Annotated in this window: 12 protein-coding genes and 1 pseudogene; 10 read left to right on the plus strand and 3 right to left on the minus strand. The window is 74.3% G+C overall.

What is annotated here, in order from left to right:
- Positions 1-58 precede the first annotated feature (58 nt).
- The 8 genes from ACYVOF_RS12275 to ACYVOF_RS12310 all read left to right on the plus strand — a co-directional run bounded on the left by ACYVOF_RS12275 (position 59) and on the right by ACYVOF_RS12310 (position 7,485).
- Positions 59-2,152: a PhoH family protein gene (locus ACYVOF_RS12275; RefSeq protein ID WP_460866826.1), complete on the plus strand. Its 2,094-nt coding sequence runs from the start codon at positions 59-61 to the stop codon at positions 2,150-2,152.
- The gene (ybeY, locus tag ACYVOF_RS12280; protein ID WP_460866828.1) at positions 2,149-2,739 is read left to right on the plus strand and encodes an rRNA maturation RNase YbeY; all 591 of its coding nucleotides are present in this window, start codon (positions 2,149-2,151) and stop codon (positions 2,737-2,739) included. Before ACYVOF_RS12275 ends, ybeY begins: the two co-directional genes overlap by 4 nt.
- Positions 2,736-4,121, plus strand: a complete 1,386-nt coding sequence (locus ACYVOF_RS12285; RefSeq protein WP_460866829.1) for a hemolysin family protein — start codon at positions 2,736-2,738, stop codon at positions 4,119-4,121. The genes ybeY and ACYVOF_RS12285 overlap by 4 nt, the downstream gene beginning before the upstream one ends.
- On the plus strand, positions 4,118-5,056 hold the full coding sequence (gene era, locus ACYVOF_RS12290; RefSeq protein ID WP_460866831.1) for a GTPase Era: 939 nt from the start codon (positions 4,118-4,120) through the stop codon (positions 5,054-5,056). The genes ACYVOF_RS12285 and era overlap by 4 nt, the downstream gene beginning before the upstream one ends.
- Positions 5,056-5,463: a DUF2752 domain-containing protein gene (locus ACYVOF_RS12295; RefSeq protein ID WP_460866833.1), complete on the plus strand. Its 408-nt coding sequence runs from the start codon at positions 5,056-5,058 to the stop codon at positions 5,461-5,463. Before era ends, ACYVOF_RS12295 begins: the two co-directional genes overlap by 1 nt.
- Before the next feature lie 63 nt (positions 5,464-5,526).
- Positions 5,527-6,315, plus strand: a complete 789-nt coding sequence (recO, locus tag ACYVOF_RS12300; protein ID WP_460866835.1) for a DNA repair protein RecO — start codon at positions 5,527-5,529, stop codon at positions 6,313-6,315.
- Positions 6,272-7,087, plus strand: coding sequence for an isoprenyl transferase (locus tag ACYVOF_RS12305; RefSeq protein WP_460866837.1), 816 nt, complete (start codon positions 6,272-6,274; stop codon positions 7,085-7,087). Before recO ends, ACYVOF_RS12305 begins: the two co-directional genes overlap by 44 nt.
- Entirely contained in the window at positions 7,084-7,485 is a 402-nt protein-coding gene (locus ACYVOF_RS12310) for a hypothetical protein (RefSeq protein ID WP_460866839.1), read from the plus strand. Before ACYVOF_RS12305 ends, ACYVOF_RS12310 begins: the two co-directional genes overlap by 4 nt.
- A gap of 9 nt (positions 7,486-7,494) precedes the next feature.
- Here the strand turns inward: ACYVOF_RS12310 and ACYVOF_RS12315 are convergent, their stop codons facing one another.
- Positions 7,495-7,893: a Fur family transcriptional regulator gene (locus tag ACYVOF_RS12315; protein ID WP_460866840.1), complete on the minus strand. Its 399-nt coding sequence runs from the start codon at positions 7,891-7,893 to the stop codon at positions 7,495-7,497.
- Complete coding sequence (locus ACYVOF_RS12320; RefSeq protein ID WP_460866842.1) at positions 7,893-8,252, minus strand: ArsR/SmtB family transcription factor; 360 nt, start codon at positions 8,250-8,252, stop codon at positions 7,893-7,895. The genes ACYVOF_RS12315 and ACYVOF_RS12320 overlap by 1 nt, the downstream gene beginning before the upstream one ends.
- Before the next feature lie 43 nt (positions 8,253-8,295).
- Here ACYVOF_RS12320 and ACYVOF_RS12325 point away from each other — a divergent pair, with 43 nt between their 5' ends.
- Both ACYVOF_RS12325 and ACYVOF_RS12330 read left to right on the plus strand, forming a co-directional pair.
- Positions 8,296-8,697, plus strand: coding sequence for an antibiotic biosynthesis monooxygenase family protein (locus ACYVOF_RS12325; RefSeq protein WP_460866844.1), 402 nt, complete (start codon positions 8,296-8,298; stop codon positions 8,695-8,697).
- Positions 8,698-8,735: 38 nt separating this feature from the next.
- Positions 8,736-10,127: a glycine--tRNA ligase gene (locus ACYVOF_RS12330; RefSeq protein ID WP_460866846.1), complete on the plus strand. Its 1,392-nt coding sequence runs from the start codon at positions 8,736-8,738 to the stop codon at positions 10,125-10,127.
- Here ACYVOF_RS12330 and ACYVOF_RS12335 read toward each other — a convergent pair.
- Positions 10,128-10,625: pseudogene (locus tag ACYVOF_RS12335) on the minus strand (hypothetical protein); the annotation flags it as partial.

Below are 10,625 nucleotides of genomic sequence, written 5' to 3' on the forward strand. Positions count from 1 at the left end.
GCGGTACGATCAGCCGGTAAACCAGCACCTCACGCAGAGAGCAGGACGAGCACCCCACGTGACGTCTCCGCAGCCCCCCGCCCGTTCCACGGTCACCGTGCCCCCGCAGGTCGTGCTCACCCTGCTCGGCTCCTCCGACGAGAACCTGCGCCAGCTGGAGAGCACCCTCGTCGCCGACGTCCACGTGCGCGGCAACGAGGTGACGCTCACCGGCAGCCCGGCCGACGTGGCCTTCGCCGAGCGCGCCGTGGCCGAGCTCGTCTCGCTGGCCCAGCGTCGCGGCGAGCTGGTGCCCGACACCGTGCGCCGCACCGTCGCCATGCTCGACCAGGGCTCGATGGAGTCCCCGGCCGAGGTGCTGAGCCTGGACATCCTGTCCCGGCGCGGCAAGACGATCCGGCCCAAGACGCTGAACCAGAAGCGCTACGTCGACGCGATCGACGAGAACACCATCACCTTCGGCATCGGCCCCGCCGGCACCGGCAAGACCTACCTGGCCATGGCCAAGGCGGTGCAGGCGCTGCAGGCCAAGCAGGTCAGCCGCATCATCCTGACCCGCCCGGCCGTCGAGGCGGGGGAGCGGCTGGGCTTCCTGCCCGGCACGCTGCACGACAAGATCGACCCGTACCTGCGCCCGCTGCACGACGCGCTGCACGACATGATGGACCGCGAGGCGATCCCGAAGCTCATGGAGGCCGGGACCATCGAGGTCGCGCCCCTGGCCTACATGCGGGGCCGGGCCCAGCCCGTCGACACCCCGGTGCTGACCCCGGAGGGGTTCCGGCCCATCGGTGAGCTGCAGGTGGGCGACCTCGTCGTCGGGTCGTCGGGCGAGCCCACCCCCGTCCTGGGTGTCTACCCGCAGGGCGAGAAGGACGTGTTCCGGGTGTCCACGCAGGACGGGGCGTCCACCCTGGCCTGTGGCGAGCACCTGTGGCAGGTGCGCACCCGTGCGGACACCCGCCGCGGCAAGCCGGGCAGGGTCCTCGAGACCCGCGAGATGATCGGCCGCCTGCGCAGCGCCCACTACCGGACCTTCGAGCTGCCGCTCGTCGGGCCGGTGCAGCACGAGGCGCGGTCGGTCCCGATGGACCCCTACGCGCTCGGTCTGCTCCTCGGCGACGGCTGCCTGTCGCTGTCGACGACGCCCAGCTTCTGCACGAGCGACCCCGAGCTGGCCGACGCCCTCGAGGCGGCCCTGCCCCGCATCGAGCTCCGTCGCAAGTCCGAGGTCGACTACGTGCTGCGCCACGTCGACGGCCACCGCGGGGGCGTCATCGTCGCGAACCCCGTGACGGAGGTCCTGCGTGACCTGGGGCTCGCCGGCACGCTGTCCTCGACGAAGTTCGTCCCCGCCCAGTACCTGCAGAACAGCACGGACGTCCGTCTCGCGGTCCTGCAGGGTCTGCTCGACAGCGACGGCGGACCGGTGCGCCAGCGCGGGCGGACCTGCCGCATCCAGTACACGACGTGCTCGGACCGGCTCCGCGACGACGTCATCGCGCTGGTGCGGTCGCTCGGTGGCGTCGCCTACGCACGGACCCGCCCCGCGCTCGGGCGGGCGCCCGGCGGCTCGGCCGACAGGCCCGTGCACCACCGGCACGACGCGCACGTTCTCGACATCCGCCTGCCCGCCGGGGTGGTGCCGTTCCGGCTCGCCCGCAAGCGTGAGGTGTACGAGGCGACCGGGGGCGGCCGGCCCATGCGGTTCATCGACGAGATCCGGCCTGCCGGCCGCGCCGAGTGCGTCTGCATCTCGGTGGGCGCCGCGGACTCGCTGTACGTCACCGAGGACTACCTCGTCACCCACAACACCCTCAACGACGCGTTCATCATCCTCGACGAGGCGCAGAACACCACCGCCGAGCAGATGAAGATGTTCCTGACCCGACTGGGGTTCGGCTCGAAGATCGTGGTCACCGGCGACGTCACCCAGGTCGACCTGCCCGGCGGCTCGACGTCGGGGCTGCGGGTGGTCCAGGACATCCTCGACGGCATCGACGACGTGCACTTCGCCCGGCTGACCAGCACCGACGTGGTGCGCCACCGCCTGGTGAGCGACATCGTCGACGCCTACGAGCGCCACAGCGCCGCCCAGGACGTGCCGGGCCCGCGCACCGGCAACCGCGCGCAACGGCGGGGCAGCCGGTGAGCATCGAGGTCGCCAACGAGTCCGGGGTCGACGTCGTGGAGGACGACCTCGTCGCCGTCGCCCGCCACGTCATCGCCGCCATGGACGTGCACCCGGCCGCCGAGCTGTCGATGGTCCTCGTCGACTCCTCCACCATGGCCGACCTGCACGAGCGGTGGATGGACCTGCCCGGGCCCACCGACGTGATGGCCTTCCCGATGGACGAGCTCGAGCCGGGCGGGCGGCCCGACGCCCCCGACGCGGGGCCGTCGATGCTCGGCGACATCGTGCTCTGCCCGCCGTTCGCCGCCGACCAGGCCCACGAGGCCGGGCACTCGCTGGCCGACGAGCTGCACCTGCTCACCGTCCACGGCGTGCTGCACCTGCTGGGCTACGACCACGCCGAGCCGGACGAGGAGCGCGAGATGTTCGCGCTGCAGAACCGGCTGCTGGCCGAGTTCCAGGGCGAGCGCACGGCTGCCCGGCGCCGCGCCCGGCAGGAGGCTGCGGACGCGGCCGTGCTGGGCGTCGCCGGGCTCGACGGTGCCGGGCTCGATGAGCAGCACGGCCCCGGCGAGGGCAGGACGGACACGGGCCGCCCGCGGTGAGCGAGGCGCTCCCGCTGCTGCTCGTCGCGCTCGTCCTCGTGCCGCTGGCGGGGCTGTTCACCGCCGTCGACGCGGCCCTGAACTCCGTCTCCGCGGCCCGCCTCGCCGAGCTCGAGCGCGAGGACGAGCCCGGCGCGGCCCGGCTGCACACCCTGCTGGGCGACCGGGCCCGCTACGTCAACATCCTGGTGCTGCTCCGCCTGGCCTGCGAGGTCACCGCCACCGTGCTGGTGGCCGTGGTCGTCGCCCGCGAGCTGTCGCTGACCCCGGCCGTGCTGCTCTCCGCGGGGGTCATGCTCGTGGTCACCTTCGTGGCCGTCGGGGTGGGCCCGCGCACCCTGGGCCGCCAGCACAGCTACCGCGTCGCGCTGGCCGCAGCCGCCCCGCTGCAGGTCGCGGGCGTGCTGCTCAGCCCCGTCAGCCGGCTGCTCATCGTGCTGGGCAACGCGCTGACCCCGGGCAAGGGTTTCCGGGAGGGCCCGTTCTCCTCCGAGGTCGAGCTCCGCGAGCTCGTCGACCTGGCCCAGCAGGGCGGGGTCGTGGCCGACGACGAGCGCCGGATGATCCAGTCGGTGTTCGAGCTGGGCGACACCACGGCGCGGGAGGTCATGGTGCCGCGCACCGACGTGGTGTGGATCGAGCACGACAAGACGAGCAGGCAGGCCATGTCGCTCGCGGTGCGCAGCGGGCACTCCCGCATCCCGGTGGTGGGGGAGAACGTCGACGACGTGCTCGGCGTGGTCTACCTCAAGGACCTGGTGCAGCACTCGTTCACGCTGCGCCGCGCCGACCGGGGGGCCCCGGTCTCGGAGCTGATGCGCCCCGCGGTGTTCGTCCCGGACTCCAAGCGGCTCGACGCCCTGCTCCGGGAGATGCAGCGCGACCACAACCACATGGCCGTCCTGGTCGACGAGTACGGCGGGGTGGCCGGGGTGGTCACCATCGAGGACGTGCTCGAGGAGATCGTGGGCGAGATCGTCGACGAGTACGACACCGACGAGCGGGCCCCCGTCGAGCACCTCGAGGACGGGGCGGTGCGGGTCGCGGCCCGGCTCTCGGTCGACGACCTGGGCGAGCTGTTCGACCTGGAGCTGGACGACTCCGACGTCGAGACCGTGTCCGGCCTGCTCGGCCAGGCGCTGGGCCGGGTGCCGCTGCCGGGCTCCGAGGTCACCGCCCACGGCCTGGTGATGCGCGCCGAGGGCGGGCAGGACCCCCGCGGCCGGGTGCGCGTGGAGACGGTGCTGGTCCGTGCCGTGCCCGCACCCCCGGACCCGGACGCCGCCGCAGAGGCCGCGGGCCCCGCCACCGGCAGCCCCGCCGCCGACCCCGACGGGCCGGACCGTGAGACCGTGGGCGCCGACGACAGGAGCACCCCGTGAGCGCCGAGACGCCCGCCGACCCCACCGCACCAGCGCACCGGTCCGGCTTCGCCGCGTTCGTGGGGCGGCCCAACACCGGCAAGTCGACGCTGACCAACGCCCTCGTCGGCACCAAGGTCGCCATCACCTCGAGCCGGCCGCAGACCACGCGGCACACCATCCGCGGCATCGTGCACCGCCCGCACGCCCAGCTGGTGCTCGTCGACACCCCCGGCCTGCACCGACCCCGCACCCTGCTCGGCCAGCGGCTCAACGACCTGGTCAAGGACACCTACTCCGAGGTCGACGTCATCGGGCTGTGCATCCCCGTCGACGAGAAGATCGGCCCCGGTGACCGCTGGATCCTCGAGCAGCTGCGCACCGTCGCCCCCCGGGTGCCCGTGGTCGGGGTGGTGACCAAGGTCGACCTGGTGCCCAAGGCCCGCGTCCTGCAGCAGCTGGTCGCGGTGTCCGGCCTGCTGGGGCCCGACGCGGAGGTGGTGCCGGTGTCCGCGGTGCGCGACGAGCGGGTCGACGTCCTGCTCGACGTCCTCGCCGCCGCCCTGCCCGAGGGCCCGCCGCTGTACCCGGAGGACGAGTTCACCGACGAGTCCGACTCCGTCATGATGGCCGAGCTGATCCGGGAGGCCGCGCTGGAGGGCGTGCGCGACGAGCTGCCGCACTCCCTGGCCGTGGTCATCGACGAGGCCGTGCCCCGCGAGCGGGAGGCGGGGCAGGCCCCGCTGCTCGACGTGCGGGCCCTGCTCTACGTCGAGCGGCCCAGCCAGAAGGCGATCGTCATCGGGAAGGGCGGGGAGCGGCTGCGGCGCGTCGGCTCGCACGCCCGCACCCAGATCGAGGCCATGTTCGGCACCCGGGTGTACCTCGACCTGCACGTCAAGGTGGCCAAGGACTGGCAGCGCGACCCCAAGCAGCTGGGCAAGCTCGGGTTCTGATGGTCCCGGCCCGGCTGCACGCCCCGCTCGCCACGGCCGCGGTCGCCGTGGCCGGGTGCGCCGCGGTCGCGGTGGCCGACCCGACCACCCCGGGCGGGATCTCCCCGGTGTGCCCCACGCGGGCGCTGCTCGGCATCGACTGCCCGTTGTGCGGCACCCTGCGCGCGGTGCACGCGCTGCTGCACCTCGACCCGGCGGCCGCGCTGCGCTTCAACGCCGTCGGCGTGCTGGGCCTGCTGCTGCTCGCCCTCGGCTGGGTGTCGTGGACGGTGGGCGCGGCGACCGGCAGGCCGGTGCTGCCGGCGGCGGGCGTGGCGGGGCTGCGCCGCGGGGTGCCGGTGGTGCTCGCGGCCTGGTTCGTCGTCCGGCTGCTGCCGTGGGCCCCGTTCACCGCGCTGCGGGTGTGACGGCGCGCCGGGCGTGACGCCGCTGCAGGCCCCGGCACCCCGCCGCGGTGGGACACTGGTCCGGTGAGGCTGTACCGGGACGACGCGGTGGTGCTGCGGCTGCACAAGCTGGGCGAGGCCGACCGCATCGTCACCCTGCTGACCCGCCACCACGGCCTGGTGCGCGGGGTCGCGAAGGGGGTGCGCCGGACCCGGAGCAAGTTCGGGGCCCGCCTGGAGCCGTTCAGCCACGTCGACGTCCAGCTGGCCCCGGGCCGCAACCTCGACGTCATCACCCAGGTGGTCAGCCACGACGCGTTCAGCGGCGACCTGGTGGGCGACTACCCGCGCTACACCACCGCCTGCGCGGTGCTGGAGACCGCCGAGCGCCTGGCCGCCGAGGAGCGGGCCCCCGCGCTGCGGCTCTACCTGCTCACCGTCGGCGCGCTGCGCGCCCTGGCCGGGGGCGTGCGGGCGCCGGAGCTGGTGCTCGACGCCTTCCTGCTGCGCGCGATGGGCCACGCGGGCTGGGCCCCGGCGCTGGGCTCGTGCGCGCGCTGCGGTGCCCCCGGCCCGCACCGGCACTTCCACGTGGCCGCCGGGGGTGCGGTGTGCCCGGTGTGCCGGCCGTCCGGGTCGGTGACGCCGAACCCGGCGTCGTTCGGGCTGATGACCGCCCTGCTCGACGGGGACTGGGCGGCGACCGACGACGTCCCCACCGCCGTGCGGCGCGAGGTCAGCGGGCTGGTGGCCGCGCACCTGCAGTGGCACACCGAGCGCAGCATGCGCACGCTTCCCCTCGTCGAGCGCAGCGCCGGCGTCCGGCAGGATGGGCCCGGTGAGCCCACGCCGACCGTTCCGACCCCGTCCTGAGGCGCCGGACCGGCCCGTGCGGCCACCCGACCCGCACCCGTCCGGCGCGAGGCCGCCGGCGCTGCCCGCCGAGCTGGTGCCCCGCCACGTCGCCCTGGTGATGGACGGCAACGGTCGCTGGGCGCAGGACCGGGGCCTGCCGCGCACCGCCGGGCACGAGCAGGGCGAGGCCGTGCTCATGGACACCGTCTGCGGCTGCATCGAGCTGGGCGTCGAGTGGCTCTCGGCCTACGCGTTCTCCACCGAGAACTGGCGGCGCAGCCCCGACGAGGTGCGGTTCCTCATGGGGTTCAACCGTGACGTCATCCGCCGCCGCCGCGACGAGATGCACGAGATGGGCGTGCGCGTCCGCTGGGCCGGCCGACGACCGCGGTTGTGGCGCAGCGTGATCCGCGAGCTCGAGGTCGCCGAGGAGCTGACCCGCGACAACACCGTGATGACCCTGACCATGTGCGTGAACTACGGCGGCCGGGCCGAGATCGCCGACGCGGCCCGGGAGATCGCCCGGCGGGTGGCCCGCGGGGAGCTCGACCCGGAGAAGATCGACGAGGCCACGATCGCCCGGCACCTCGACGAGCCGGACATGCCCGACGTCGACCTGTTCCTGCGCCCCTCCGGCGAGCTGCGGACCTCGAACTTCCTCATCTGGCAGGCCGCGTACGCCGAGCTGGTGTTCCAGTCGACGCTGTTCCCCGACTTCGACCGCCGCGACCTGTGGGCCGCGTGCCTGGAGTACGCCCGCCGCGACCGGCGCTTCGGGGCCGTGAAGTGAGCACCCCGGCGGAGCTGCTCGAGGCCACCCGCGCGGCCCTCGACGGCTACGTCGACGTCACGGCCGACGACGACGGCGCGCTGACCTTCCTGCACGCCGAGGTGCCCTGTGTGGTGCAGGCCGTGGAGCTGGCCGACGGCCTCGTGGTGCTCTCGATAACCTGCGTGCTGGCCTGGGACCTGCCCGCCGGCCCCGCGCTGGACCGGGCGGTGGCCCTCGCGGGGGCGGCGACGCAGTTCGGCGGGGTCAGCCTGGGGGAGCGGGGCGTGCTCGCGGACGTGACGCTGCGCTACGCGTTCCCCGCGGCGGGACTGGCGCGCGGCGCGCTGGCGACGCTGCTGCTGCTGGTGGTCTCGAGCGCCTCGCGGGCCCGCACCGACGTCCTCGCCGCCCTGTAGCGGGCGGGCTCAGGCGTGCGCGGCGCAGTCGGCGCAGCGGCCGAACACCTCGACGGTGTGGCTGACCCGGGTGAAGCCGTGCTCGGCGGCCACCCCCTGCGCCCACCGCTCCACGGCCGGGCCCTCGACCTCCACGGTGGCGCCGCAGTCCCGGCACACCAGGTGGTGGTGGTGGCCGGTGGAGCAGCGCCGGTACACCGCCTCGCCGGTGTCGGTGCGCAGCACGTCGACCGAGCCGGAGTCCACCAGCGCCTGCAGCGTGCGGTACACGGTGGTCAGCCCGATGCCCTCGCCGCGGCGCCGCAGCTCCTCGTGCAGCTCCTGCGCCGAGCGGAACTCGTCGGTGGTGTCGAGCAGGTCCGACACGGCCGTCCGCTGCCGCGTCGCGCGGACCGGCCCGGCCGGCACTAGTCCTCCTCCGCGTGGGCGACGGCGTCGACCACGATGTGGCTGAGGTGGGAGTCGACCAGGCGGTAGCGGACCTCGCGGCCCGTCCGCTCCCCGGTGACGACCCCGGCCGACTTCAGCACCCGCAGGTGCTGGCTGACCAGCGGCTGGGACACCGCCAGGGCGTCGACGAGCTCGTGGACGCAGCGGTCGGACTCGCGCAGCTGCAGCACGATCGCGATCCGCAGCGGCGCGGCCAGGGCCCGGAGCAGCTCGCCGGCCGCGGCCAGGGCCTGCCGCGAGGGGGTGACGGCAGCGGCGTCCACGTCCCACCCCTCCTCGGCGCGCGGGCTGCCCGCGCAGATGACAACGGCTTCCATTGCCAAGCATAGGCCCGCCCGCGCCCGCCGTAGGGTCGGCCCGGTGCTGCTGGTCTGCCACCTCGTCCTGCCTGCCGACCCCGGTGCGGCCGACGAACTGCTCGCGCGGGCGCACCGGGCGGCCGCCCTGCTCTCCGCGCAGCCCGGGTGCCGGGGCGTCGAGGTCGGCCGGGCGGTCGACGACCCGGGCCACGGCGTGCTGACGGCCCGGTTCGACTCGGTCCCGGCCTACCGCCGCTCGCTCGCGCCGTTCGACGTCCGCGAGCACGTCGTCCCGCTGCTCTCGCTGGCGGTCGAGGACCCCGGTGAGGTGCCGTCGACGTTCGAGACGCTGCTCGAGGCCGTCGACGGCAGCGTCACCGTCCACGGCAGCGACCGGGACCCCCGGGGGGCACAGGGCCCGGGACGGGGCGGGCGGGGCAGCGCCGAGCGACCGATACGCTGAGCGCCGATCAGCCCCCGACCCCTCCGGAGCCCTGCCTCGTGGCCACGTCCGCCAAGTCCACCATCGACACCGTCGTCAGCCTCTGCAAGCGGCGCGGCTTCGTCTACCCCTGCGGCGAGATCTACGGCGGCACCCGCTCGGCCTGGGACTACGGCCCGCTCGGCGTCGAGCTCAAGGACAACATCAAGCGGCAGTGGTGGCGCTCGATGGTCACCAGCCGCGACGACGTGGTGGGGCTGGACTCCTCGGTGATCCTGCCGCGCCAGACCTGGGTCGCCTCCGGCCACGTCGGCGCGTTCACCGACCCGCTGACCGAGTGCCAGAACTGCCACAAGCGGTTCCGCGAGGACCACATGCTCGAGGAGTACGAGGAGAAGAAGGGCCGCCCGGCGGCGAACGGCCTCGGCGACATCGTGTGCCCCGCGTGCGGGACCCGCGGGCAGTGGACCGAGCCGCGCGAGTTCAACATGATGCTCAAGACCCACCTCGGCCCCGTCGAGGACGAGTCCGGGCTGGTCTACCTGCGCCCGGAGACCGCGCAGGGCATCTTCATCAACTTCGCCAACGTGCTCACCTCGTCGCGGCAGAAGCCGCCGTTCGGCATCGGCCAGATCGGCAAGAGCTTCCGCAACGAGATCACCCCGGGCAACTTCATCTTCCGCACCCGCGAGTTCGAGCAGATGGAGATGGAGTTCTTCGTCAAGCCCGGTGAGGACGAGGCCTGGCACCAGTACTGGATCGACACCCGCCGGCAGTGGTACGTCGACCTCGGGATCGACCCGGAGAACCTGCGGCTCTACGAGCACCCGAAGGACAAGCTGTCGCACTACTCCACCCGCACGGTGGACATCGAGTACAAGTTCCACTTCGGCGGCAGCGAGTGGGGCGAGCTCGAGGGCGTCGCGAACCGCACCGACTTCGACCTCAGGACCCACTCGGAGCACTCCGGCACGGACCTGTCGTACTACGACCAGGCCTCGGAGGAGCGCTACACCCCGTACGTCATCGAGCCCGCCGCCGGCGTCGGCCGCCCCCTCATGGCGTTCCTCATCGACGCCTACACCGAGGAGCAGGCGCCGAACGCCAAGGGCGGCACCGACACCCGGGTGGTGCTCAAGCTCGACCCGCGGCTGGCCCCGGTGAAGGCCGCGGTGCTGCCGCTGAGCCGCAACGCCGACCTGACGCCCAAGGCCCGCGACCTCGCCGCGACGCTGCGCCGGCACTGGAACGTGGACTTCGACGACGCGGGCGCGATCGGGCGGCGCTACCGCCGCCAGGACGAGATCGGCACCCCGTTCTGCCTCACCGTCGACTTCGACACCCTCGACGACCAAGCCGTCACGGTGCGCTCCCGCGACACCATGGCCCAGGAGCGCGTCGCGCTGGACCAGGTCGAGTCCTACCTCGCCGCCCGGCTGGTCGGCGCCTGATCAGAAGCGGCCGCCGCCGACCTGACCCCCACCGCCGAGGCCCCCACCGCCGAGGCCACCACCGCCCCCGCCGAACGAGCGTGAGCCGCCCCCGCCGCCGAGCAGGCCGCCGATGAGGATGCCGCCGAGCACCGAGCCCGCGACCTGCCCGGCCCCGGAGCGCCGCCGGCCGTAGCCGTACCCACCACCGCCGTACCCGCCGCCGCCGTACCCACCCCCGCCGGTGAAGCGGTCGACGTCGGCCTGGGCCGAGGCCAACGCGCTAGACCCCAGCTGGGCGGCGGCGCGGGCCTCGCCGAGCGCGGCGCCCGGGTCGGTGGGGGCCAGCCGCTCCGCCTCGGCGAGCCGGCGCCGGGCCTCGGCGACCTGCGCCCGGGGCTGTGCGCCCACCCCGCCGCGCCGGGTGCTGATGAAGTCCTCCGCCGCGCCGACCCGGGCGCGGGCGGCGGGCAGCAGCGGCGCGTGCGGCTCCACCCCGGTGACCGTGCGCGCCGTGGT

The sequence above is a fragment of the Rhodococcus aerolatus genome (genome assembly GCF_054783215.1).

Excerpts from the sequence above, each read along its gene's own strand:
- ACYVOF_RS12295 (WP_460866833.1), top strand. The coding sequence starts at position 5,056 with ATGGTCCCGGCCCGGCTGCACGCCCCGCTCGCCACGGCCGCGGTCGCC.
- ACYVOF_RS12305 (WP_460866837.1), top strand. The coding sequence starts at position 6,272 with ATGGGCCCGGTGAGCCCACGCCGACCGTTCCGACCCCGTCCTGAGGCG.
- ACYVOF_RS12320 (WP_460866842.1), bottom strand. The coding sequence starts at position 8,252 with ATGGAAGCCGTTGTCATCTGCGCGGGCAGCCCGCGCGCCGAGGAGGGG.